This window comes from Micromonospora sp. CPCC 205739 (genome assembly GCF_036906795.1).
Lineage (GTDB): Bacteria > Actinomycetota > Actinomycetes > Mycobacteriales > Micromonosporaceae > Micromonospora.
The window spans coordinates 177,628-202,464 of record NZ_JBAKHS010000009.1 but is presented as its reverse complement, the minus strand read 5'-3'; the positions used below and the strand labels follow the sequence as shown (position 1 = coordinate 202,464).

Sequence of the window (24,837 nt, the reverse complement as noted above, 5' to 3'; positions counted from 1 at the left end):
GTGAACGGGGAGAGGTTTCATCTCCGGTCGGTTCCCCCGTACGTGTCAGCCAGGTGGTCCGCCCAGGTCCGCCGGCCCGTCGGGGTGGCGGTGGTGGTCAGCCCGCCCGCGCGCAGCGCGCTGCCCAGCCGGCCGGGGATCCGCACCGGCAGCAACGGACGGCGCGAGCCCCGGGCCGTCCGCCAGGCGCGTACCGCCTCGTCGAAGCGGAGCACCTGCGGGCCGCCGTACTCCTCGATGCCGCCCAGCGGGCCGGCGGTGAGCCGTTCGCTGAGCCGGCCGGCGACCTCGTGTTGGTCGACCGGCTGGGCGAGCACCGCCGGGTCACCGATCACCGGGCCGAGCCGGCTCGCCGTCCGCAGCATCGCGTCGAGGAACGGCGGGAACTGGGTGGCCCGCAGCACCGTCCAGGGCACCGGACCGGCGGCCACCACCCGCTCGGCCGCCAGCTTGTGTTTGTAATAGGCCAGGGGCACCCGGTCGACGCCGACGATCGAGACGTACAGCAGGTGGGCGACGCCGGCCGCACCGGCCGCGACGGCCAGTTCCCGGGTGCCCAGCACGTCGACCCGGTGGGTACGCCGGCTGTTCGGCAGCGACGCCAGGTGCAGCACCGCGTCCACGCCGTCCACCGCCTCCGCCAACCCGACCCCGGTCTCCACGTCGGCGACCACCCACTCCGCCGCCGGGTCGTGCCGGGGGCGCCGGCTCATCGCCCGTACGGCGAACCCGTCCGCCCGCAGCCGGGGCAGCACCGCCCGCCCGAGGGTGCCACCGGCACCGGTGACCAGCACCTTCATCTCGACTCCTTCCGGTCGACGACTCGACGGGGCGGCCGGGCCGATCGTGACGTCAGGTGAGCAGGTCGACCCCGATCATCAGGATGAAGAAGGCGATCACGACCTCGCTGACGATCCAGGAGTTCCGGGCGGCCCAGTCCCGCATCCTCGGCAGCACCCGTTCGGCACGCCGCCCCATCAGCAGCAGCGCCAGCAGCGGCAGGGCGAGCAGCAGCAGGGTGAGCAGGACGAACGGCAGCAGGTGCCACCAGGTCAGCTCCCGCCGGGCGGCAGTCGCCCCCACGGTCGCCATGGTGATGTCGTCGGCGGGCATCGCCACGAAGAGCACCAGGCCGAGCCGGAGGCCGTACCCGGGGCCGGCGTGCCGGAGCCGGTTCATCCAGGCCGGTTGGCCGGTCGAGTGCCGACGCAGGAACACCACGACGGCCAGCGCGACGAGCAGCGCCAGCACCACCCAGTCGATCGCCGTCCGGATCGCTTCGCGGCGACCACCGCCACCACCGCCCGCCGTGCCGTCCACGGTCCGGGCGACCACCCAGGCGATCGTCGTACCGGTGAACACCACGATCGCCGCGCCGGCCAGGAAGCCCAGCGAGGCCTGCCGGGGCCGCTCCCCGGAGGCGAGGAAGACCGCCGCGACCAGCTGCGTGCCGGCCACCATGACCACGGCCAGCGGCAGCACGGTCAGGATGCTCATCGCCTTCCCATCCTCCCGGCCGACCCCGCCGACCAGGGCTGATTCGCCGCATCACCCTGGTCCGCCGCCTGATCGGCTCCGGCTGGTGGCGGGTGTCCCGGCTTCCGGGCGACGCGGATTCGCCGCGAAGCGAGGGGTTCCGGCGGATCGTCAGCCCGGGCGGGGTGGGTCAGCGAAGCGCGGCGGCGGGCACCACCCGCCCGGCGAGCAGCAGCCCGAGCAGGCCGCAGGCCGCCGCGACCGCCAGCATCCCCGCGTAGCCGGCCGGACCCGGCGCCGACCCGGCGGCCAGCACGGTGCCGGTGAGCGCCAGCACCGTGGCGGCGAAGAGCGAGTCGCCCAGTTGCAGGGAGGAGCTGTTACGCCCCTGCTCGGCGGGGGCGGACGGCTCCAGGGTGAGCACCGACAGAGACGGGAAGAGCAGACCCATCCCGGTGCCGGCCACCGCCCAGCCCGCCACCGCGACCGCCACCGGCACGGCCGGCGCGACCGCCAGCGCGACGGTCGCCGTCCCCAGCGTGATGCAGGCCAGCCCGGCCCGGGGGAACGCCGCCGACGAGCGGGGCGCCGGCAGCCGGCCCTGCAACCAGGAGCCGGCCGACCAGGACACCGCGCCGACGGTGAGCACCAGGCCCGCGGCGGTCGGCGTGAAGCCGCGCTCCCGGGAGAGCATCAGCGGGATCACCACCTCGGCGCCGGTGAACGCCGCCGAGGCCAGACCGCGCAGCCCGATCACCGTCGGCAGCCCACGCGCCGCGCGCAGGAAACCCGCCGGCAGCAGCCGGGGCGCGCCGCAGGCCAGGCCGACCAGCGCCAGCACCACCAGCGGTACGGCGAGCGCGCCGCGCTGCTGCCCCCCCGTGGTGCAGCAGTGCGGCGCTCACCCCTGCCCCGGCCGCCCAGCCGATCCGTGCCAACGCTCCGGCGGGCGGCCGACCGGCGGCCGGCGCGGGCAGGGTGCGCAGGCCGGAGTGGACCAGCAGCGCCGCCGGCACCGCCACCGCCGGCACGAGGAGGAAGACCCAGCGCCACCCCAGGTGTTCCACGATCAGCCCGGCCACCGCCGGCCCGACCAGCGACGGTACGACCCAGGCGGCGGCGAACGCCGCGAACACCCGCCGCCGCAGCTCCTCCGGGTACGCCTGGCCGACCACCACGTACAGCGCGACGGAGAGCAGCCCCGAGCCGAAGCCCTGCACCGCCCGGCCGACGACGAGCTGCCCCATCGCGGTGGCGGTGCCGGCCAGCAGCAGCCCGGCGACGAAGAGCCCGACCCCGCTCCACATCGGCACCCGGGGCCCCCGGGCGTCGCACCAGATGCCGGAGAGCACCATGGCGAGCACCCCGGCGGCGAACGTGCCACCGAAGGCGAGCGCGTACAGGGCGAGACCGTCCAGGGCGCGGGCGACCGTGGGCATCGCGGTGCCCACCGCCAGCGCCTCGAACGCCAGCAGGGAGACCAGGGCGACGCTGCCCACCGTCATCGCCCGCAGGCGGGGGTCGTACAGGCGGGGAGCCGGGGTGACCGGCGTGGTGGCGGTGGCCGTCACCGGCCCGACCGGCCCGCGGGAGCTGTGATCGACATGACCTCAGCCTGCGACCTCAACCCGGGTTGAGGTCAACCGTGAGCCCGATCTCGTCAGGCCGGCTCCAGCGCCTCACCGAACCCCCTGGCGGAAACTTCCGCCGTACCGGCGGCATAACGGGAGGCTCGCCGGGAAGCCAGGCCGCCTGACGAGCGCGGGAGGCGAGATGGCGTACGGCAGCAGCGGCGGGCACGGCGGGGAGCGGGGCCGGCGGCACGGCCGTACCGCTAGATGACGGCGCTGGGCCGGGTCGCCGGCCGCGTGCTCCCGCCGGTGCCACCGCTGGTCGCCGACGCGTCCCGTACCGTCGGCTCGGCCGCGTCGCGGCTGGCCCGCGTGGCCGGTCTGACCCGGCGCCGGGTCTGGTCCCGCGGCGGACGGCACCACATCGAGGTGCACGGCGTCTGCCAGGACGGCGGCGACCGGCTGGCCCGGCAGGTCGAGACGGCGCTGGAACGGATGCCCGGGGTGAGCTGGGCCCGGGTCAACGCGCCCTCCGGCCGGGTGGTGGTGGCCGTCGAGGAGCCGAAGCCCCGGCTGGGTGACCTGATCGCCACGGTGGCCCGCACCGAGCGGGTCTGCCCGCACGAACCGGACCCGGACATCCCACCTCCGCACCCGCCCGAGGAGGGGCCGCGGACGCCCCGGACGCTCGGCGCGCTCGCCTCCGACGCGTTCGGCCTGACCATCTCGGCGGCCACCCGGATCCTGCCCCTCACGCCGGTGCCCGGCGAGGTGGCCGGCCTGCTGGGCGCGATCGACCTGCACCCGAAGCTGCACCGGCTGGCCGACCGGGGGATGCCCTCCGACCCCCGCGCCGAGGTGCTCTTCCCGCTGGTCGAGGCGGTGGTCCAGGGCCTCACCGGCGGCTGGACGGGCATCGCCCTGGACAGCCTGCAGCGGATCGTGCAGTGGGGTGAGGCGCGGGCGCAGCTCTCCGCCTGGAACAAGGCGGAACCACGGCTGACCGGCGATCCGGAGCGGGCCGTCGCCCGCTCGCCCGACAGCGAACGGGGCCAGCCGAAACCCGACGGCCCCGTCGAGCGGTACAGCAGCTGGGCCCTGGCCGCCGGAGCGGCGGCCGGGGCCGCCGCGCTGCCGGTCGTCGGCCGTAAGCGGGCCGCCGCGCTCGCGCTCTCCTCGCTGCCGAGAGCCCCGGGCACCGGCCGTGAGGGGTACGCCGCCCAACTCGGCCGGATGCTCGCCCGGCGCGGCGTGATCGCGATGGACCGGATGGTGCTGCGCGAACTCGACCGGATCGACACCGTGGTGCTGGACGCGGCCGTGCTCGCCTCGGCGCGGAGCGTGCTCGCCGACCTGGCCCCGCTCGGCGACGCGGCGACCGGCGAGGTGGCCGCCCGCGCGTTCGCGCTCTTCGACCCGGCCGATCCGGACGCGTCGCGGGAGGCGGACGGCTGGCGGCTCGGCCCGCTCGACGGGCTGGACATCGCCGATCCCGGTGACACGCCGGACAGCCGCCGGCTGCGCGACGGCGGCGGCCAGCTCCTCGGTCTCGCCCACCAGGACACCCTCGCCGCCATCATCCGGGTCGAGCCCGAGCCGGCACCGGGCGTCGACGCGCTGCCCACCGCCGCCCGGCACGCCGGGTTACGGCTCGTCGTGGCCGGCGACGACCCGCAGCGGTACGCCTTCGCCGACACCGTGCTGCCCGGTGGTGACCGCCTCGCCGAGTCGGTGCGCACCCTGCAGCGCGAGGGCGGGGTGGTGCTGGTGGTGTCCGGGGACCGGGCGGCGCTCGCCGCGTCCGACTGCGGTCTCGGCGTGGCCGATCCGGAGGCGCTGCCGCCCTGGGGCGCCCACCTGCTGGTCGGCACCGACCTGCGGATTCCGGCACTGGTGATCGAGGCGGCCGGGGTGGCCCGCCGGATGACCCGGCAGAACATCCGGCTCGCCGTGGCCGGCGCCGGCTTCGGCGCGTTGGGCGCGCTCACCGCCGAGCGCGAACAGCTCCCCGGCCGGGCCCTGTCCTCGGTGAACGGCGCGGCGGCGCTGGCCTTCGCCAACGGGGTGTGGCGGGCGCACCGGCTGCCCCACCCGGACGGCACGCCCACCCCGGCCACCACCGCCTGGCACCTGATGCCGGTGGAAACCGTGCTGCGGCAGCTCGACACCACGCCGCGCGGGCTCGGCGAGACGGAGGCGCGTCGCCGGCGGACGGACGGCCCGGGCGCGGGGCCGGGGTCGGGCGGCGGCCTGCTCCGCGCCTTCGTCGACGAGCTGTCCAATCCGCTCACCCCGGTCCTGGCCGGCGGTGCGGTGCTCTCCACCGCGTTCGGTTCGCCGGTCGACGCCGCCCTGGTCGGTGCGGTGGTGGGCGGCTCCGCGCTGATCGGCGCGGTCCACCAGCACCACACCGAACGGTCCCTCGCCGAGTTGCTGTCCCGCTCGGCGGTGACCGCGCGGGTCGTGCGGGACGGGGCCGAGCGGGTGCTCGCCGCCGACGAACTGGTCCCCGGTGACGTGGTCACGCTCGGGACGGGTGACGCGGTGCCGGCCGACTGCCGGGTGCTCACCGCCGACGGGCTGGAGGCGGACGAGTCCTCGCTGACCGGGGAGTCGCTGCCGGTGGGCAAGACCGTCGAGCCGGTGGTCGCCGCCGCCGTGGCGGACCGCCACTCGATGCTCTACGAGGGCACCACCGTCGCCGCCGGTCACGGCACCGCCGTGGTGGTGGCGACCGGCGCCGACACCGAGTCCGGCCGGAGTCTCGCCCTGGCCCGGCAGGCCCCGCCGGTCAGCGGGGTGGAAGCCCGGCTCGGCAAGCTGACCAGTGCGGCACTGCCGCTGGCGGCCGGGTCGGCGATCGCGGTGGCCGGGGCGGGACTGTTGCGGGGCGTACCGCTGGCGGAGACGGCGGCGACCGCCGCGAACCTGGCCGTGGCCTCGGTGCCGGAGGGGCTGCCGTTCCTGGTCAGCGCCGCGCAGCTGGCCGCGGCCCGGCGGCTGGCCGAGCACGGCGCGCTGGTCCGCAACCCGCGCACCATCGAGGCGCTGGGCCGGGTCGACGTGCTCTGCTTCGACAAGACCGGCACCCTCACCGAGGGAAGCCTGCGGCTGGCGGGCGTCGGCGACGACGGCCGGTACGCCCCGGTGGACCGCCTCGACGACGGGCTGCGCCCGATCCTCGCCGCCGCGCTGCGGGCCACCCCGGCCGCGGACGACCCCGACGAACTGCCCCAGCACACCGACCGGGCGGTGCGCCGCGGCGCCCGGGAGACCGGGGTGGCGGAGCAGGTCGGCGCGGACGACTGGGCGGCGGTCGGCGGACTGCCCTTCGAGCCGTCCCGCGGCTACCACGCCACCGTCGGGCGGACCGGTGACCGGCTGCTGCTCAGCGTGAAGGGGGCACCGGAGACGGTGCTGCCCCGGTGCAGCACCCGGCGTATGCAGGACGGCCGGGAGGAGCGCCTGGACGACGAGGGGCGGGCCGGGCTGCACGCGATGCTCGCCGACCGGGCCAGGGCCGGTCACCGTATCCTCGCCGTCGCCGAGTGCCGGGTCGACGCCGAGACGGTCACCGACGACGACGTGCGCGACCTGGTCTTCGTCGGCTTCCTCGCCCTCGCCGACGGGGTACGCGAGAGCGCCGCCCCCGCCGTACGCCGGATCCGGCAGGCCGGCGTGCACACCATCATGATCACCGGCGACCATCCGGCCACCGCCGAGGCGATCGCCTCGATCATCAGCGCCGACCACGAGGCGCAGCGGGTGGTGACCGCCACCGAGCTGGACCGGCTCGACGACGACGCGCTCGGCGAGCGGCTGGCCCGCACCGACGTGGTCGCCCGCTGCACCCCGACGCACAAGGTGCGGATCATCCAGGCGTTGCAGAAGTGCGGCCGTACCGTCGCGATGACCGGCGACGGCGCCAACGACGCGCCGGCGATCCGGCTGGCCGACGTGGGTATCGCCCTCGGTCAGCGGGGCACCCCGGCCGCGCGGGCCGCCGCCGACCTGGTGGTCACCGACGACCGGCTGGAGACCATCATCGCCACCCTGGTCGAGGGGCGGGCGATGTGGTCCTCGGTACGTCACGCGCTGAGCATCCTGGTCGGCGGCAACCTCGGGGAGATCGCGTTCAGCGTGCTGACCGCCGCGGCGACCGGCCGGTCCGCGCTCACCGGGCGGCAGCTGCTCCTGGTCAACCTGCTCACCGACCTCGCGCCGGCGCTGGCCATCGCGGTCCGGCCACCCGGCGCCGACCACGCCGACGGGCTGCTGCGCGAAGGCCCGGACACCTCGCTCGGCGAGACGATGACCCGGGAGATCAGCCTGCGCGCGGGGGCCACCACCCTCGGCGCGACCGCCGGCTGGACGCTGGCCCGGTACACCGGCCGACGGAAGCGGGCCGGCACGGTGGCGCTGGTGTCGCTGGTCGGCACCCAGCTCGGGCAGACGGTGCTGGCCGGCGGCACCAGCCCGGCGGTGCTCGCCTCCACCGCCGTGTCCCTCGGCGTGCTGGGCACGGTGGTGCAGACGCCGGGGTTGAGCCAGTTCTTCGGCTGCACCCCGCTCGGGCCCGTCGGGTGGGGGATCGCGGCCGGCTCCGCGCTCGGCGCCACCTTCGCCAACGGTGCGTTGACCCGGCTGGTCGAGCGTTTCCCGCCGACCGGCGACGGAGCGGCCGGTGACGGATCGACCGATGACGAGACGGCCGGTGACGACGGGGCCGGTGACGGCGGCGGCCCGGGCGGCGAGGGGTCCGCGCCCGAGGAGACGCCCGGTCGCTAGGGCGGCGGGCCGCATGGCCGCGCCCGTCCCGGGTACGGGCCGGGTGGAGGTGGACAGGTGGAGACGGATCAGCCGAACGTGACGTTCATCGGCACCGCGACGACGGTGCTCCGGATCGGGGGATTCACCCTGCTGACCGATCCGAACTTCCTGCACCGGGGCCAGCGGGCGTACCTGGGCAAGGGGATGTGGTCCCGGCGCAGCACCGAGCCGGCGCTGACCATCCCCGAGCTGCCCGCCCTGGACGCGGTGGTCCTGTCCCACCTGCACGGTGACCACTTCGACCGGGTGGCCCGCCGGGAACTCGACCGGGAGCTGCCGATCATCACCACCCGGCAGGCCGAACGGAAGCTGCGCCGCTGGGGATTCCGGGCGGCCGAGGGGCTGCCCACCTGGCGCTCCCGCGAGCTGCACCGGGGTCCCGCCACGCTGCGGCTGACCTCGTTGCCCGGGCAGCACGGCCCCGGGGCGATGGACCGGCTGCTGCCCGACGTGATGGGCACGATGATCGACCTGGAACGCGACGGGACGCGCCGGTTCCGCCTCTACGTCACCGGGGACACCCTGCGCCGCCCGCAACTCGCCGAGATCCCGCAGCGGTTCCCGGACATCGACGCGATGCTGATCCACCTCGGCGGCACCCGGATCGCCGGCATCCTGCTCACCATGGACGCGAAACAGGGCGCCGACCTGGTCGAGCTGGTCCGGCCGAAGCTGACCGTGCCGATCCACTACGACGACTACCCGGTGTTCCGGTCGCCGCTGCGGCACTTCGTCGAGGAGGCGAAGCGGCGGGGCCTGGTCTCCGGCGTCCGGACGATCCTGCGGGGCGAGACCGTGCCGCTGACCGTCTGAGCCGCCCCCTCGTACGCCGATCGCCGCCGCCCGGCGCGGAGCCGGACGGCGGCGATCGACGGTGCGAAGCCGATCAGGCGCGCTCGGAGATGGCCTCGATCAGGTCGCCCACCGGGCGCTCCGGCAGCGACCGGGCCACGTCGGCCACGGCCACGATCCCGACGAGCTCGTGCCCGTCGATCACCGGCAGCCGGCGGACCTTGTGCTGGCCCATCGTGCGGAGGATCTCCGCGGCGTCGTCGTCGGCGCCGATGGTCACCGCCTCGCCCTGGGCGAGTTCACCGGCGGTCACGTTGGCCGGGTCCTTGCCCTGCGCGAGGACCTTGACCACGATGTCGCGGTCGGTGAGCATGCCCTTCAGCTTGTTGTCGTCGCCGCAGATCGGCAGGGAGCCGACGCCGAGGTCGGCCATCCGCTTGGCGGCGGCCCGCAGGTCGTCCTGCTCGCGGACGCAGGTCACGTCGTGGGTCATGATGTCGCGTGCGGTCGGCATGGTGACACCTCGCTTTCCGGGGGTTGGTACCTGAATCGGTACCCTCGGTCCGCCCGGCCATGCATCCGACCCTCAGCCGGCCGCGTCCCAGGTGGCGGCAGCGCGGCGCAGCCGGTCGTTGATCGCGCGGCCCACCCCGGCGTCGGGGGCCGCCTCGGCCAGGATCTCGGTCACCCCGGCCGCGTCGAGCCGGTGCAGCGCGTCGAAGAGCCGGGCGGCGGCCTCCGTCACGTCCCCGGCGGGCGAGAGCACCTCGACCGCCGCGTACCCGTCGGCCGGCCGCTCCCGGAAGGCCAGGAAGCCGCGCCGGCCGCCGTCGGCGGGCGCCGGCTGCGCCCCCGCCACCACCCGCAACGGGGTACGCGGCGCGTAGTGCGCCGCCAGCGTCCCGGGCGCCACCGGCTGCCCGGAACTGCCCGGCCGTACGCTCACCGGCCCGACCGCCTCGACCAGTTCCTCCAGGGCGAGCGCGCCGAGCCGCAGCACCACCGGCTGGGCGCCACGCGCGTCGACGATGGTCGACTCGATGCCGCACCGCGTCGGCCCGCCGTCGAGCACCACGTCCACCGCCGCGCCGAGCCCCTTGACCACGTGCTCGGCGCGGGTCGGGCTGAGCTGCCCGAACCGGTTGGCGCTCGGCGCCGCCACCGGCACCCCGGCGGCCCGGATCAGGGCCCGGGCGGACGGCTCGTCCGGCACCCGGACGGCCATGGTGTCCAGTCCCGAGGTGACGATCGGCGGAATCTCGGCGGGCCGGTCCACGATCAGCGTGAGCGGCCCCGGCCAGAACCGCTCGGCCAGCGCGGCCACCGCCGGGGGTACCGGCCCGACCAGCTTCTCCAGGTCGGCGGCGTCGGCCAGGTGGGTGATCAGCGGGTCGAAGCTGGGCCGGGCCTTGGCCTCGAAGATCCGGGCGGCGGCGCGGGCGTCCAGCGCGTTCGCGCCGAGGCCGTAGACGGTCTCGGTCGGGAAGGCCACCAGCCCACCGTCGCGCAGGACGGCGGCGGCCTCGGCGATGCCGCTGGCGGCGGGCAGGACGCGTGGGGATCCGGTGCTCACGCCCCGACGCTAGCCTGCCGACGGACCGGCCTCCCGGTCGGCCGCACGGATGTCGCACCGGTGGGCTTTGATCTGCCGGTGACCGTTCACGAGGTGGCCCGCGCCCTGCCCGATCCGGAGGCGCTGCGGCGCCGGTGCCGCGCGCTGGCGCTCGCCGAGGCGATCCTGAGTCCCGACCAGGAGAGCCGGTACTACCGCTACGACGCCCACTGGGGCCCGGGTGCGGAGCTGGCCTCGATGGACAACGGCTCCGGGGACGCCTACTCGATCGTGTTCACCGCCGTCGGCACCTTCATCCGAGGATTCGACCACGAGTCACAGATGAGCCCGGCGGTCAACGACGGGGAGGTGTGGCCCGGGGTGGTCGACCAGGTTCCCGAGGTCTTCGCCGACCAGGTCGACGAGCCGGCGTTCAGCTTCGACGACACGATCGAGGCCACCTGCTGCCTCTGGCGGCAGGTGGCCGACGACCGGTGGCACGCCGGCGAGATCGACTTCCCGGACGGCATCGACCCGGACTGCGCGCTGGGACTGTTCGGGGTGCTGCTGGACCCGACGCCAGCCACCTACCGTGGCTTCGCCGAGGACTACTACGAGCTCGACGTGGACCCGGGTGCGCTCACGGAGATCTACGCTGCGCGACCGCTCACCGAGGAGCTGGTACGGCGGCTCAACCCCGAACTGTCGCTGGCCGACCTCGCCGACGACCTCGACGCCATGGGTCAGCCGCTCCGGTCGGTGTAGCCGGCGAAATGCCGTAAGGGCCACACCGTGGCCCGGTGCTGCTTCCGCCCGGCTGTTCCCTCACCGACGCTTGCGCGACCGGCGGACCGCCCAGACTCCGTCCAGGACCGCCGCCGTCGGCAGGAGGACATCGCGATTCCCACTGAGGGCACCGCCCCGGTTCCAGCGACCTCGGCAGCCTGGAGCGATTCGCTTCCGGCTGGTCGTGGGGCCGTGCCACAAGTGCGGATGACTTATGTCCCGTACCGAATCGATCGGTGGAGGTCCAGGGGACTTGCACCCCGACGCCTACGGGATCCGCTGGGCTTGTTCAAGTGGAAAGGGGAACAGCCCGCTCCTTTCCACTTTCAGAATATAGCGCAAAGGGGGACTTGCGGCAAGACCGGGGTCGTGCCGCAGAATCGTCGGCCGAGGCCAGGACCTGCGGAAACGGAAGTCACTAAATGCGAGTGTTGTTGTCGACGTATGGTTCGCGCGGCGATGTCGAACCGCTGGCGGGACTGGCGGTGCGGTTGCGGGAACTCGGTGCGGAGGTGCGGGTGTGCGCGCCGCCCGACGAGGAGTTCGCGGTGCTGCTGGCCGGTGTCGGCGTGCCGCTGGTGCCGTTCGGCCCGTCCGTGCGCGCGCTGGTGACCGGCATGACGGCGCGGTCCGGGACGGACCCGTTCCGGCTCGCGGCCGAGCTGGTCGCCGCGCGCTTCGACGCGCTCGCCGCGGCGGCCGAGGGATGTGACGCAGTGGTGGCGACCGGCCTGATGCCGGCCGGGACACGGTCGGTGGCCGAGAAACTGGGCATCCGCTACGTGTACGCGTGCTTCCAACCGTTGGAACTGCCGTCGCCGCACCACCCGCCGCCACCGCGGCCGGGCCGGCCGTTCCCACCGGACGTGACCGACAACCGGGTGCTGTGGGACCTGGACGCCGAGCGCGTGAACGCGCTGTACGGCGAGGCACACAACAGCCACCGGGCGTCGATCGGCCTGCCACCGGTGGACAACGTCCGTGACCACGTCTTCACCGACCGGCCGTGGCTGGCGGCAGACCCGACCCTGTGCCCGTGGCAGGGCCTGTCGAACCTCGACGTCGTGCAGACCGGGGCGTGGATCCTGCCCGACGAGCGCCCGCTCCCGGCCGAGGTGGAGGCGTTCCTGGGCGCCGGCGCACCGCCGGTGTACGTGGGCTTCGGCAGCATGCCCATGCGCGCCTCGGCGGACGTCGCCCAGGTGGCCATCGAGGCGGTCCGCGCGCAGGGCCGCCGCGTACTCGTCGGGCGCGGCTGGGCCGACCTGGCCCTGATCGACGACCGGGACGACTGCTTCGTCGTCGGCGAGGTCAACCAGCAGGCGCTGTTCGGCCGGGTGGCCGCCGTCGTGCACCACGGCGGCGCGGGCACCACGACGACGGCCGCCCGGGCCGGCGCGCCTCAGGTGGTGGTACCCCAGATCGTGGACCAGCCGTACTGGGCCGGTCGGGTGGCCGAGCTGGGCATCGGCGCGGCGCACGACGGTCCGACGCCGACCCTCGACTCCCTGTCGGCCGCGCTCAGAACGGCACTGACCCCGGAGACCCGAGCACGAGCGAGGGCCGTGGCCGGCACGATCCGCACCGACGGGGCGACGGTGGCCGCGAAACTGCTGCTCGACGCGGTCAGCCGGGAAAGGCCCCACGTGTCGGCGTGAACACGCGGAATTGGGCGAGCCAGGACCTTGATCGCATGCGACCTCAGATCGGAACCGATGAGATGAATCCTCCGACCACCAGCGCGTTCGACCTTCCCGACCAGCTCTCTGCCAAGGCCGACCCGGCGCTGATCGCTCGCGACGAGGAGCACTTCGGGGCCATCGCGGAGAGCCTCGAGCAGTTGTTCGCCGACCTGTCCGACCGCCTCGACGCCGCGCGCAGGGCGCCCGGCGGCAAAGGCCGGCAGGCGGTGGACCGGGACATGGAGGTCCGCCGGCTGACTGCTCGCCTGCGCGCCCTGCGTCGCTTCGGTCTGGACCTGTGCATCGGACGCATGGTCAGCGCGGACAACCCCGAGCCCGTGTACGTCGGACGTCGTGGCCTCACCGACAGCACGGGTCGTCGGCTGTTGCTCGACTGGCGCTCCCCCGCGGCCGAGCCGTTCTTCGGAGCGACCCACGCCAACCCGATGGGTCTGGCCAGCCGCCGCAGGTATCGCTGGACCCGCGGCCGCATCAACGACTACTGGGACGAGGTGTTCACCCCGGACGGGCTGGAAGGGCACGCCGCCCTCGACGACCAGTCCGCCTTCATCGCCAGCCTGGGCGGCAGCCGGTCGGCCCGGATGCGAGACGTGCTCGGCACGATCCAGGCCGACCAGGACGCGATCATCCGCGCGGGATCCCGCGGCGCTCTGGTCGTCGACGGCGGTCCGGGCACCGGGAAGACGGTCGTCGCTCTGCACCGCACCGCCTACCTCCGCTACGCCGACCCTCGCCTCGGTCACCGCCGGGGCGGGGTGCTGTTCGTCGGTCCGCACCAGCCCTACCTCGCCTACGTCTCCGACGTCCTGCCCAGCCTCGGCGAGGAGGACGTGCAGACCTGCACCCTGCGGGACCTCGTCCCCGAGGGCGCCGCGGCAACGATGGAAGCCGACCCGGACGTGGCCCGCCTCAAGTCGTCCGCGGATCTGGTGAAGGCCATCGAGACGGCCGTCCGGTTCTACGAGGAGCCGCTGGCCAAGGGAATGACGGTCACGATCGGCGATTCCGACATCTGGCTGAGCGCCGACGAGTGGGCCGAGGCGTTCGAGGCGCCGGGACCCGGTACCCCGCACAACGAGGCGCGTGACGAGATCTGGGAAGAGCTGCTGACGATCCTGATGGAGAAGTACGACGGCGACGAGCCGGACGACCTGGTCCGCAGGTCGCTGCTGCAGAACAGGGAGCTGCTCACGACCCTCAACCGTGCCTGGCCGCTGCTCGAAGCGACCGACCTCGTCGGAGACCTGTGGTCGGTACCCGCCTACCTACGCAAGTGCGCTCCCTGGCTCAGCCCGGATGACGTTCGGAAGTTGCAGCGCGCGGACGCCCAGGCTTGGACGGTGTCCGACCTGCCGCTCCTGGACGCGGCACGGCAGCGGCTCGGCGACCCGGAGGCGTCACGGCGCAACCGCCAGCACGACGCCATTCTCGCCGTCGAACGGGAGCGCAGGGCCACGGTCATCGACGAGCTGATCGAGGCTCACGCCTATGACGACGGTGAAGGTGTGCTGTCGAGCCTGCGCCAACTCGATCTCCAGGATGCCCTGGTTGACGACGAGGCCGCACTGCCCAGCACCGACCCGGACCGGCTCGCCGGCCCGTTCGCGCACATCGTCGTGGACGAGGCGCAGGAACTGACCGACGCGGAATGGCAGATGTTGCTGCTCCGCTGCCCGTCCCGGAGCTTCACCATCGTCGGGGACCGCGCCCAGGCCCGGCACGGGTTCACGGAGTCTTGGCAGGAACGGCTCGAGCGGATCGGGCTCGACCGGATCAACCTGGCCTCCCTGAGCATCAACTACCGGACGCCGAAAGAGGTCATGGCGGAAGCCGAGCCGGTCATCCGGGCCGTGCTCCCGGACGCCAACGTGCCGACCTCCATTCGCAGCAGCGACGTTCCCGTCGTACACGGATCTGTCTCCGATCTGAGCTCGATCCTCGACACCTGGCTCGCCGCGCACGCCGACGGGATCGCCTGCGTCATCGGCGATTCCACATTCCAGGCCACGTCCCGCGTCCGGTCGCTGACCCCGGAGCTGTCCAAGGGGCTGGAGTTCGACCTGGTCGTCCTCGTCGACCCCGAGGCCTTCGGCGAAGGCATCGAAGGAGCGGTCGACCGCTATGTCGCGATGACCCGAGCGACCCAGCAACTCGTCATCCTCACGAGCTCCTGACAACGTCATTCGAGTGGTGGAGCGGGCCGTGTGGCTACTGGCCGTGGATGGCCCGCCAACCTTCTGGGAAACCCAGGACCGCGGTGCGGACTACCCTGACGGCCGTGACGACGGTTGAGCAGCTTGAGCGGGAGGTCTGGCCCGATCCCGGTCCGGACGCCACCTTCCTCATCAAGCGTTGCGCCGAGCTGCGACGTAAGCCGTTGGCTGAGTTCACGGTCGAGGACCTGCGCATCATGCTCGGGCAGGGAATCGGCGTACCCGCCTTGCTGCCCCGCGCAGTGCAGGTCCTGCTCCGCGATCCGCTGGCTGAGGGCGATCATTACCCCGGCGACCTGCTCTCCACCGTGCTGCGGCTGCCTGACTCGGCATGGTCGACATTACGAACGGATCGGGAGCGGCTGGCATCGGTTCTGGCTGAGCTCATTGCCGATCCGCCGTTTCCCGACCCTGACCTGAATCCGCGCGACCCCGACCGACTGCTCCGCGACGCCATCGTGCGGTTCCTTGGCCGCTGAGTGCGATCTCCGCGACGGCATCTACGAGGAGGGCCGGGGTTCGCGGCGGAGCCCTGGCACGCCATACATCTGCGCGCGCCGCTGGCTGCGTTGACCGCTCCCGTTCGTCGCCGCCTGCTCATCCTTCCGGGCGGCCAACTCTGCTGAACGAATCCCGAAGGGCTGCTAGCGCCGGATCTTGGCGGTTGCCCACTTCCAGTACCGTCCGAGCGAGCGGCAAATTCCACAACCCACGGGGGAACCTATGACGAATTCCTTCAGTTCACGTCGCCTGATCGCCTGGAGCATGCCCGCGGCGCTCGCGCTGACCGCGCTCGCCCCGGCCCTGCCGGCTCAGGCCGCGCCGAAGCCCACGCCCACCGTCGCTACCGGCCCAGTCGACAAGGACCTCAACGGTGACGGCGTCGCCGACCTGGTCGCCGTCGGCGGCCCGGGCGCCGGGCTCGGGTCCGGCGTCTGGTCCGCGCTCGGCGTGAAGTCCCGCAAGACCGGCGTCGGCACCGGCCAGGTGCACACCCCGGCCGCCAACATCGGACTGCGCGGCAATGGCTTCGGCGGCACCTATTCGGCGGCCGAGTTCGACGGCGGACAGGTCATCACCGGCCACTTCTTCGGCAGCACCGCACAGGACTTCCTCGTCTACTACCCGGGCGGGCCCTACGCCGGCGGTGGCGCCGTCATCAAGGGTGCCGGCGACGGCACGATGCTCGACCCGGTCAGCGGCAACCAGGCGAGCATCAGCCCGGACTACCTCCTTGACGCCAACGGCAACTCGCCGCTGACGCTGGTCAACGGGTACACCGCTGACGGTGTCGACAACGGCATCCCGGACCTGATCGGCATCTCCGGTGACGCCACCAACGGCTACCGCCTCGGCTACCACCCCAGCTTCGGCGCGCCGGGCCTGTACTTCGGCACCACCACCCTGACGAACGCCACTCCGACGGGTGAAAGCGACTGGCAGAACTGGAGCATCACGAGCACCCAGACCGCCTCCGGCCTCGCGCTGTTCCTGCGCAACGCCACCACCGGTGATCTGTACCTGTGGACCGGGGTCACCATGGTCGACAACGGTGACGGCACAGGCTCGCTGACCCACACCCAGTACGAGGTGGCGGCGAACTGGAACACCGGCGTCGCGATCAGCACGCTGTCGGCCGCCGACATCAACCTCGACGGCACCCCGGACCTGTGGACCGTCCTGCCCGACGGCACCTACCGGGCGTACCTGATCTCCGGCCTGTCGAGCAGCGGCACCGCGACGGTCACCGCGACCCGCGCCCAGCGGCTGGCCTGACCTGCTGGGGCGCGCCACCGCCCGGCGGCGCGCCCCAGCCCTGCTCCTGCAGCCCGGCCTACCCTCGGCTTCGCAGCCGCTACGGGAAACGCTGATCATCAGTTGGCAAAGGATCTGGTCGCGAGCTGGTGGCCCAAGCGGGATCGACCTCGAGGGCATCGTGACGTACGTGCACTGGTGGCCGAAGCGGGACCGGCCTCGCGGCATCGTCGGGAGCGTCCTACGGTCGGCGCTCTCAAGCCAAGATCAAGCCTGATCTGTACTGACGTTGTACTAGTCGATCAAGCAGACTGCGAACCCGCAGGTGAGAGGTGAAGATGGTGGAGCCCAGGGGACTTGAACCCCTAACCCCTGCCTTGCAAAGGCAGTGCTCTGCCAGTTGAGCTAGGGCCCCGAGGGCGGTCGGAGCCGCCTGGTGCTGGCCGTTGCCAGCCGGGTGTCAGCGCAGGTCGGGCGCGGTGGTGGCCTCGTGCCAGAGGGCGCGCTCGTCGTTGGAAGCCTTGACCTTCTTGGCAACCACAGCGGCCACGCCGACGACGCCGACCAGGAACAGAAGCTTCTTGAACATGGGGCGACCCCTCGCGCTCGACTGCTGCCGTCGGAACGGTGTGCGGTGGGGCTAGCTGGAATCGAACCAGCGACCTCAGAGTTATCAGCTCTGCGCTCTAACCGACTGAGCTATAGCCCCGCGTGGCGACGAGCAAGGTTAACCCATCGCCACGTCCGGCCCCAAATCGGGGTGGCCGTGGCGCTCGTGGCCCTCTGTGACCGTACCGGGAGCGGCCGCGCGGCGGCGACCGCTTTCCCGGGGGTCTCGTGCCGAGATCGACTCCCGTTTCGCGGCGTGTCGGGGTGTCAGCTCGCCGGGACACCCCGACACGCCGCAAACGGGGCTTCACCCGCCGGCCACGCCCGGCGGAGATCGGGGCCGGACGCGGCGACGCCGGGGCTACCGCATTCGCGGTGGCCCCGGCGTCGACGTTTTGCGTCAGTCGCGCTCGGCGAGCGTCAGCTCGATCCCGCCGACCAGGTCGGCGCAGACGTTGTAGACGAACGCGCCCAGCGTGGCGAGCGCCGTGAACAGGACGACGTTCACCAGGCCGATCAGCGCCGAGCTGAGGATCACGCCCCGGGCGGTGATCTGGAAGCCCCCGGTGCCCTGGCCGCCGGCGTTGACCAGGTCGGTCAGGCTCTCGTTGACGCTCTGGAAGACCCCCATCGCGTCCAGCGCCAGGTAGAGCACCGAGGTGGCCACCACGACGACGATGAAGAGCACCACCGAGACGGCGAACGCGAACTTCATCACGGACCACGGGTCGATCCGCTTGAGGTTCAGCCGGGCCCGGCGCGGTCCGCGGGACGCGGCCGAGCTGACCGAGCTACGCGCCGCGCGTACCGCCTCACCCACCCGCGCGGCCCCGACGGCTGCGGCGCCGCCGATGCCCGGCGGCAGGCCGCCCCCGTTGGCGGGGCGACCGGAGCCGGCCGGACGGCCGCCGTCGGGTGACGGCTTGGTCGGGCCGCCCACCTTCGGCTGGGTGCCGGTGCTGGACGGAGACGTGGCGGTGCCCGCCTTGATCGGCTGGGTGGTGGTGCTGGCGGCGACCGGGGCGCTGACCGGCATGGCCGCGGAGGTCGGCGCGTCGGTCGGCGTCTCGGCCTTCTCGCTCGCCCCCGAGTCCTCCCCGGGCTTGTCCGGCGGCGGTGCCATGCCGGGGGCCCGGGTGAACTTCGGGGCAGGCGCGTCGGCGGGGACGGTTGCCCGGCCCACGGCGGCCCGACCGGCCGCCGTTGTGCCGCTCTTGGCGGCCTCCTCGTCGACCGGGGTGGCCGAGGGTCCCTTGTTCCCCGACTTCGCCTGTGTCTCCGTCATCAACTAGTCCTGTTCGTCAGGCTCGTCGGCATTGCGAGCAATCGCCACGATAGTCACGCCGTCCGGGAGGTCCATCAGCTTGACCCCCATTGTGTTCCGGTCACGCGTACGGCGTACAGGCTTCACCGGAGTCCGAATGACGCCGCCGTTGCTGGTGATCGCGAACAGTTCGTCCTCCGGGTCGATCACGACAGCGCCGACCAGACCACCGCGGCGCTCGGTGATCTTCGCAGTCAGCACGCCCTTACCTCCCCGGCCCTGGACCGGGTATTCCTCGATCGGGGTACGTTTCGCGTATCCCCCGTTCGTGGCCACCAGAACGTCCAGACCCTCCCGAACCACCTCCATGGCCAGCAGGACGTCGTCGTCGGTGAAGCGCATGCCGATGACGCCGGTGGTCGCCCGCCCCATCGGCCGCAACGCCTCGTCGCTGGCGTTGAACCGGATCGCCTGCGCCTTCTTCGACACCATCAGCAGGTCGTCGGAGGGCGCAACGAGGGCAGCACCGACCAGCTCGTCCTCATCGCGCAGGTTGATCGCGATGATGCCGCCGGAACGGTTGGAGTCGAACTCCTCGAGCCGCGTCTTCTTCACCAGGCCGTTCTTCGTGGCCAGTACCAGGTAGGGAGCCACCTGGTAGTTCGGGATTTCGATGATCTGCGCGATCTGCTCGTCCGGTTGGAAGGCGAGCAGGTTGGCCACGTGCTGGCCCTTGGCCACCCTACTGGCTTCCGGCAGCTCGTACGCCTTGGCCCGGTAGACGCGGCCCTTGTTCGTGAAGAACAGGATCCAGTCGTGGGTGGAGCATACGAAAAAGTGGCTCACGATGTCGTCCTGCCGCAGGGTCGCCCCGCTGACGCCCTTGCCGCCGCGCCGCTGGGAGCGGTACAGGTCGACCTTGGTCCGCTTGGCGTACCCGGTGCGGGTGATGGTGACCACCACGTCCTCGCGGGCGATCAGGTCCTCCATCGAGACCTCGCCGTCGAACGGCATGATCTTCGTACGCCGGTCGTCGCCCCACTTCGCGACGATCTCGCCGAGCTCCTCCGAGACGATCCGCCGCTGCCGCTCCGGCTTGGCGAGGATGTCCTTGAGGTCGGCGATCTCGATCTCGAGCTTGGTGAGGTCGTCGATGATCCGCTGCCGCTCCAGGGCGGCCAGGCGACGCAGCTGCATGTCCAGGATCGCGGTCGCCTGGATCTCGTCGATCTCCAGCAGCCGGATCAGGCCCTGGCGGGCGTCGTCGACGGTGGGCGAGCGCCGGATCAGCGCGATCACCTCGTCGAGGGCGTCCAGCGCCTTGGCCAGACCGCGCAGGATGTGCGCCCGCTCCTCGGCCTTGCGCAGCCGGAACGCGGTCCGCCGGCGGATCACGTCGATCTGGTGCTCGACGTAGTAGCGGATGAACTGGGCCAGGTTCAGCGTGCGCGGCACCCCGTCGACCAGGGCCAGCATGTTGGCGCCGAAGGTCTCCTGGAGCTGGGTGTGCTTGTAGAGGTTGTTCAGCACCACCTTGGCGACCGCGTCGCGCTTCAGGACGAGCACGATCCGCATGCCGGTGCGCCCGGAGGACTCGTCGCGGATGTCGGCGATGCCGGCGAGCTTGCCCTCCTTGATCAGCTCGGCGATCCGCTCGGCCAGGTTGTCCGGGTTCACCTGGTAGGGCAGCTCGCTGACCACCAGGCAGGGGCGGCCGCGCTTGTCCTCCTCGACCTCCACCACGGCGCGCATCCGGATCGAGCCGCGCCCGGTCCGGTACGCGTCCTGGATCGCCTGGGTGCCGACGATCAGGCCGTGGGTGGGGAAGTCCGGTCCCTTGACGATCTCCAGCAGCGCGTCGAGGGTGGTGGCCTCGTCCTCCTCCGGGTGCTCCAGGCACCACTGCACCGCCGCGCCGATCTCGCGCAGGTTGTGCGGGGGGATCTTGGTGGCCATGCCGACCGCGATGCCCTCGGAGCCGTTGACCAGCAGGTTGGGGATCCGCGACGGCAGGATGGTGGGCTCCTTGGCCCGGCCGTCGTAGTTGTCCTGGAGGTCGACGGTGTCCTCGTCGATGTCCCGCAGCATCTCCATGGCCAGCGGGTCGAGCTTGCACTCGGTGTACCGCATGGCGGCGGCCGGGTCGTTGCCCGGGGAGCCGAAGTTGCCGTTGCCGTCCACCAGCGGGTACCGCAGCGACCAGGGCTGCGCCATCCGGACCAGCGCGTCGTAGATCGCCGAGTCGCCGTGCGGGTGGAACTGACCCATCACGTCACCGACGACGCGGGAGCACTTCACGTAGCCGCGGTCCGGCCGGTAGCCGGAGTCGAACATGGCGTAAAGGATCTTGCGGTGGACCGGCTTGAGCCCGTCCCGGACGTCCGGCAGGGCCCGTCCGACGATGACACTCATGGCGTAGTCGAGGTACGAGCGCTGCATCTCGACCTCGAGGCCGACCGGCTCGATCCGGTCGTGCGCCACGACGGCCGCAAGTGTCTCCGGGATCTCCGGCTCGTTCGGGGTGGACTCGGGAGTATCGGTCACTGTTAACCCTTATCAGACTCAGAGTCGTTTTCGTGCTGTGGATAACGGCTGTGGAAACCGGCCAAGCTGTGGATAACTCTGTGGACCGACGGGTCGGCCGGGGACTGCCCGGCCGACCCGTCGGGCACCGTCAGATGTCGAGGAACCGCACGTCCTTGGCGTTGCGCTGGATGAACGAGCGGCGCGCCTCGACGTCCTCACCCATCAGCACGCTGAACAGCTCGTCGGCCGTCGCGGCGTCGTCGAGCGTGACCTGGCGCAGCGTACGGGTGGCCGGGTTCATCGTGGTCTCCCACAGCTCGGGATAGTTCATCTCACCGAGACCCTTGAACCGCTGGATGTCGTCCGGCCGGGCGTTGGGCTTCTTCTGCTGGCGCAGCGCGATCAGCCCGTCGCGCTCCCGGTCCGAGTACGCGTACTGCGCGTCGTCGCCCTTCTTGTTCCACTTGATCTTGTAGAGCGGCGGGGCGGCCAGGTAGACGTGCCCCAGCTCGACCAGCGGGCGCATGAAGCGGAACAGCAGAGTGAGCAGCAGCGTCTGGATGTGCTGGCCGTCGACGTCGGCGTCGGCCATCAGCACCACCTTGTGGTACCGCAGCTTCTCCATGTCGAAGTCGTCGTGGATGCCGGTGCCCAGCGCGGTGATCAGCGCCTGGACCTCGTTGTTCTTCAGCACCCGGTCGATCCGGGCCTTCTCCACGTTGAGGATCTTGCCGCGGATCGGCAGGATCGCCTGGGTCCGCGGGTCGCGCCCCTGCTTGGCCGAGCCGCCGGCCGAGTCGCCCTCGACGATGAAGACCTCGGACTCGCGCGGGTCGGTGGACTGGCAGTCGGCCAGCTTGCCCGGCATCGAGCCGGACTCCAGCAGCGACTTGCGCCGGGCCAGCTTGCGCGCCTGCTGCGCGGCGATCCGGGCCCGGGCCGCCTGGGAGGCCTTCTGGATGATGATCTTCGCCTCGGCCGGGTTCCGGTCGAACCAGTCGACCAGCCACTCGTTGCAGACCCGCTGCACGAAGCTCTTCACCGGGGTGTTGCCCAGCTTGGTCTTCGTCTGGCCCTCGAACTGCGGGTTGGCCAGCTTGACCGAGATGATCGCCGCCAGGCCCTCGCGGATGTCCTCACCGGAGAGCTTCTCGTCGCCCTTGAGCAGCTTCTTGTCCGCGCCGTAGCGGTTCACCACGCTGGTCAGCGCGGCCCGGAAGCCCTCCTCGTGGGTACCGCCCTCGTGGGTGTTGATGGTGTTGGCGAAGGTGTAGACCGACTCGCCGTACGACTCGTTCCACTGCATGGCGATCTCGACCGACATGCCCTCCTCCTCGGCGCCGAACTCGACCACCGTCTTGTGGATCGGGTTCTTGGAGGCGTTGAGGTGCCGGACGAAGTCGGCGATGCCGCCCTCGTAGTAGAAGGTCACCTCGCGCTGCCGGCCGTCCTCCTCCTCGGCCACCCGCTCGTCGAGCAGGTGGATGCGCAGCGCTCGGTTGAGGAAGGCCATCTCCTGGAGGCGCCGGTAGATGGTCTGGAAGTCGAAGTCGACGGTCTCGAAGACGTCCGGGTCCGGCCAGAAGGAGACCGCCGAGCCGCTGCGGTCGGTGGTCTCGCCCTTGTCGAGCGGGCTCGGCTTGGAGTTGTGGTACTGCTGCCGCCACACGTGACCGGACTTGTGGATCTCGACGGCCATCCGGGTGGAGAGCGCGTTCACGACGGAGACGCCGACGCCGTGCAGACCGCCGGAGACCGCGTACGCCTTGCCGTCGAACTTGCCGCCGGCGTGCAGCACGGTCAGGGCCACCTCGACGCCCGGCTTCTTCAGCTTGGGGTGCAGGTCGACCGGGAAGCCACGGCCGTTGTCGGTGACCCGGACGCCGCCGTCGGCCAGCAGCACCACGTCGATGGTGTCGCAGTAACCGGCCAGCGCCTCGTCGACGGCGTTGTCGACGACCTCCCACACGAGGTGGTGCAGACCGCGCTCGCCGGTCGACCCGATGTACATACCGGGCCGCTTGCGGACCGCCTCCAGCCCCTCGAGAACGGTGATCGACTCTGCGCCGTACTCCTGCTTGTCCTGCGCTGCCACCCTCGGCCACTTTCTCGCGCCGTGCGCGCCGGGTGGGCGCGCTCGGGCGCGGGTTCGGCGGACAGGACGCGACGTCGGCGCACGGACCGCCCCGGGAACTCCAGGTGACGGATCGCGTACGCCGGTCGCCGCGGTTGCCCGCGGATCGCGATCGGCTCGACCCGACGCAGGACTTTGATCAAGGGCCCCGGGGGCCCGTGTCCGTCGCTCCGCGTCCGGCCTTCGTCTCGTCGTCAATCCTACTGTGCGCGGACGACAGAGACGCCACTCGGCACCCCCTGCGCGGCGCCTGAGACCTCCGTAGCGGCCCGAATCGCGCTGTCCGCGACTCCCCCTACACGCCAAGGGGGGTTCGGGGGCGGCACCGCCACGGGATCGGGCCGGGCCGACGGCCGGTCGGGGTCGCGCGCAGACCGGCCGTACCGTAGCTTTGCGGCGCCACGGGTGCTGGTCTTGATCTTTTCCATCCGTAACCGGGACGATCGACCTGATCGATCCGACACGTGCTCACAAGGGGTGACGCCAGATGGGGCTGGACAACGTCGCGGTGCACTGGCCGCGGACCGGCCGCTTCTACGATCCGGTCGCGCCGGCCGAGTTCGTCGATTTCGGGGAGATCGTGGACATCCCGCGGATCTCCGCACCGACGGCCGCGCTCGCCGAACACATCGCCAAGACCGGTACGGTCCGGGCGACCGCCTACACCGAACTGGTCGACCTGATCCTCGGCCTGGAAAATGTGCTCTACGCCACGGACGCCGCCGCCGAGGACGAGGACCCGGTGATCGACCCGGACGGGTGCTCCTGGATCGCGGGCGGGGTGGAGAAGTTCGTCGCCCAGCACCGCCCCTTCGGCGAGACGGTCACCTTCGAGTCGGTCAGCGAGGTGCTCCGCTCCCTGATGGCCGACGGGCGCCTCGCCGAGCAGCAGCTGCGCTGGCTGGACACCCGGCTCGACGCGCTGCGCGACGAGAGCGGCGACCCGCCGCAGTGGGACTTCACCTGCGCCGAACTGGGCGTGCTGGCCGCCTTCTACCGCCGCTGCGCGGACCGCGGCTTCGCCGTCTACGCCGACGCCTGATCCCGGCCCGCCCGGTCGGCCTGGCCGGGCGGGTCGCTGTCGCCGTCCGGCAGTCGCCGGGCGGGTGCGGTGCCGGTCGTGGCCCGGTTGGCCGCCCCGATCACCTCGGTCAGCATCGTGTGCAGCCGCAGCAGTTCCTCGACCGGCATGCCGAGCCGCGCCACGATTGCCGGCGGGATCTGCTCGGCCCGGGCGCGCAGCGCCTGGCCGCTGGCGGTGAGCGTGACGGCGAGGCTCCGCTCGTCCGCCGCGTCCCGCTCGCGCCGCACGTAGCCCGCGGCCTCCAGTCGCTTGAGCAGCGGCGACAGTGTGCCGGGGTCGAGCTGTAGCAAGCGGCTGAGGTCCCGGACCGACAACGGCGCGTGCTGCCACAGGGCGAGCATCACCAGGTACTGCGGGTGGGTCAGCCCCATCGGCTCCAGCAGCGGCCGGTAGACGGCGACCACCCCGCGTGCGGCGACGGAGAGCGCGAAACACACCTGCTGCTCCAACGCCAGCGGATCCCCGTCCAACTGGTCACGCACCGTTCGGCCTCCTTGCGGTCGTTGCTATCGTACCAACGATTGGTACACCAATCGTTGGCG

18 protein-coding genes, 2 tRNA genes and 1 pseudogene are annotated in these 24,837 nt (G+C 72.3%); 8 read left to right on the top strand and 13 right to left on the bottom strand.

All coding sequences use genetic code 11. The features are described from left to right. Nucleotides 1–17 precede the first annotated feature (17 nt). From V6U88_RS16145 to V6U88_RS16130, 4 genes and pseudogenes are all read right to left on the bottom strand, one after another. Complete coding sequence (locus V6U88_RS16145; RefSeq protein ID WP_334453828.1) at nt 18–800, bottom strand: SDR family oxidoreductase; 783 nt, start codon at nt 798–800, stop codon at nt 18–20. Nucleotides 801–852: 52 nt separating this feature from the next. Continuing rightward, nucleotides 853–1,497, bottom strand: a complete 645-nt coding sequence (locus tag V6U88_RS16140; protein WP_334453826.1) for a GAP family protein — start codon at nt 1,495–1,497, stop codon at nt 853–855. Between the two features lie 169 nt (nt 1,498–1,666). Then, nucleotides 1,667–2,320 (bottom strand): hypothetical protein, encoded by a 654-nt coding sequence (locus V6U88_RS16135; RefSeq protein WP_334453992.1) that lies wholly within the window; start codon nt 2,318–2,320, stop codon nt 1,667–1,669. Nucleotides 2,321–2,450: 130 nt separating this feature from the next. Next, nucleotides 2,451–2,915 (bottom strand): annotated as a pseudogene (locus tag V6U88_RS16130) (MFS transporter); the annotation flags it as partial. Between the two features lie 399 nt (nt 2,916–3,314). Here V6U88_RS16130 and V6U88_RS16125 point away from each other — a divergent pair. Further along, complete coding sequence (locus V6U88_RS16125; RefSeq protein WP_334453824.1) at nt 3,315–7,835, top strand: cation-translocating P-type ATPase; 4,521 nt, start codon at nt 3,315–3,317, stop codon at nt 7,833–7,835. 57 nt (nt 7,836–7,892) lie between these two features. Then, nucleotides 7,893–8,690 (top strand): MBL fold metallo-hydrolase, encoded by a 798-nt coding sequence (locus V6U88_RS16120; protein ID WP_334453822.1) that lies wholly within the window; start codon nt 7,893–7,895, stop codon nt 8,688–8,690. A gap of 73 nt (nt 8,691–8,763) precedes the next feature. Here the strand turns inward: V6U88_RS16120 and V6U88_RS16115 are convergent, their stop codons facing one another. Together V6U88_RS16115 and V6U88_RS16110 are read right to left on the bottom strand one after the other, a co-directional pair. After that, nucleotides 8,764–9,183, bottom strand: a complete 420-nt coding sequence (locus V6U88_RS16115; RefSeq protein ID WP_334453820.1) for a CBS domain-containing protein — start codon at nt 9,181–9,183, stop codon at nt 8,764–8,766. A 72-nt stretch (nt 9,184–9,255) separates the two neighbouring features. Beyond that, nucleotides 9,256–10,218: an L-threonylcarbamoyladenylate synthase gene (locus V6U88_RS16110; RefSeq protein ID WP_334453985.1), complete on the bottom strand. Its 963-nt coding sequence runs from the start codon at nt 10,216–10,218 to the stop codon at nt 9,256–9,258. Between the two features lie 96 nt (nt 10,219–10,314). Between V6U88_RS16110 and V6U88_RS16105 the strand changes: the two genes are divergently transcribed. From V6U88_RS16105 to V6U88_RS16085, 5 genes are all read left to right on the top strand, one after another. Next, nucleotides 10,315–10,986, top strand: a complete 672-nt coding sequence (locus V6U88_RS16105; protein ID WP_334453984.1) for a hypothetical protein — start codon at nt 10,315–10,317, stop codon at nt 10,984–10,986. Nucleotides 10,987–11,429: 443 nt separating this feature from the next. Next, the gene (locus V6U88_RS16100) at nt 11,430–12,665 is read left to right on the top strand and encodes a glycosyltransferase (protein ID WP_334453818.1); all 1,236 of its coding nucleotides are present in this window, start codon (nt 11,430–11,432) and stop codon (nt 12,663–12,665) included. 62 nt (nt 12,666–12,727) lie between these two features. Continuing rightward, entirely contained in the window at nt 12,728–14,884 is a 2,157-nt protein-coding gene (helR, locus tag V6U88_RS16095) for an RNA polymerase recycling motor ATPase HelR (RefSeq protein ID WP_334453816.1), read from the top strand. Between the two features lie 104 nt (nt 14,885–14,988). Continuing rightward, nucleotides 14,989–15,402, top strand: coding sequence for a contact-dependent growth inhibition system immunity protein (locus V6U88_RS16090; protein ID WP_334453814.1), 414 nt, complete (start codon nt 14,989–14,991; stop codon nt 15,400–15,402). 244 nt (nt 15,403–15,646) lie between these two features. Beyond that, on the top strand, nt 15,647–16,699 hold the full coding sequence (locus V6U88_RS16085) for a hypothetical protein (RefSeq protein ID WP_334453812.1): 1,053 nt from the start codon (nt 15,647–15,649) through the stop codon (nt 16,697–16,699). Nucleotides 16,700–17,017: 318 nt separating this feature from the next. Here V6U88_RS16085 and V6U88_RS16080 read toward each other — a convergent pair. The 6 genes from V6U88_RS16080 to gyrB all read right to left on the bottom strand — a co-directional run bounded on the left by V6U88_RS16080 (nt 17,018) and on the right by gyrB (nt 23,172). Then, a tRNA-Ala gene (locus V6U88_RS16080) sits at nt 17,018–17,093 on the bottom strand. A gap of 45 nt (nt 17,094–17,138) precedes the next feature. Further along, the gene (locus V6U88_RS16075; protein ID WP_218105107.1) at nt 17,139–17,267 is read right to left on the bottom strand and encodes a DLW-39 family protein; all 129 of its coding nucleotides are present in this window, start codon (nt 17,265–17,267) and stop codon (nt 17,139–17,141) included. Nucleotides 17,268–17,313: 46 nt separating this feature from the next. Further along, nucleotides 17,314–17,387 (bottom strand) — tRNA-Ile (locus V6U88_RS16070). A 300-nt stretch (nt 17,388–17,687) separates the two neighbouring features. Continuing rightward, complete coding sequence (locus V6U88_RS16065) at nt 17,688–18,572, bottom strand: DUF3566 domain-containing protein (protein ID WP_334453807.1); 885 nt, start codon at nt 18,570–18,572, stop codon at nt 17,688–17,690. A gap of 3 nt (nt 18,573–18,575) precedes the next feature. Next, nucleotides 18,576–21,095: a DNA gyrase subunit A gene (gyrA, locus tag V6U88_RS16060; RefSeq protein ID WP_334453805.1), complete on the bottom strand. Its 2,520-nt coding sequence runs from the start codon at nt 21,093–21,095 to the stop codon at nt 18,576–18,578. A gap of 130 nt (nt 21,096–21,225) precedes the next feature. Next, the gene (gene gyrB / locus V6U88_RS16055) at nt 21,226–23,172 is read right to left on the bottom strand and encodes a DNA topoisomerase (ATP-hydrolyzing) subunit B (protein ID WP_334453803.1); all 1,947 of its coding nucleotides are present in this window, start codon (nt 23,170–23,172) and stop codon (nt 21,226–21,228) included. 526 nt (nt 23,173–23,698) lie between these two features. Here gyrB and V6U88_RS16050 point away from each other — a divergent pair. Continuing rightward, nucleotides 23,699–24,253 carry a hypothetical protein gene (locus tag V6U88_RS16050; protein WP_334453801.1) on the top strand — a complete coding sequence of 185 codons (555 nt, stop codon included), beginning with the start codon at nt 23,699–23,701 and terminating at the stop codon, nt 24,251–24,253. Here the strand turns inward: V6U88_RS16050 and V6U88_RS16045 are convergent. Then, nucleotides 24,238–24,777, bottom strand: a complete 540-nt coding sequence (locus tag V6U88_RS16045; RefSeq protein ID WP_334453799.1) for a MarR family winged helix-turn-helix transcriptional regulator — start codon at nt 24,775–24,777, stop codon at nt 24,238–24,240. The two genes, V6U88_RS16050 and V6U88_RS16045, sit on opposite strands and share 16 nt — an antisense overlap. Nucleotides 24,778–24,837: the final 60 nt, after the last annotated feature.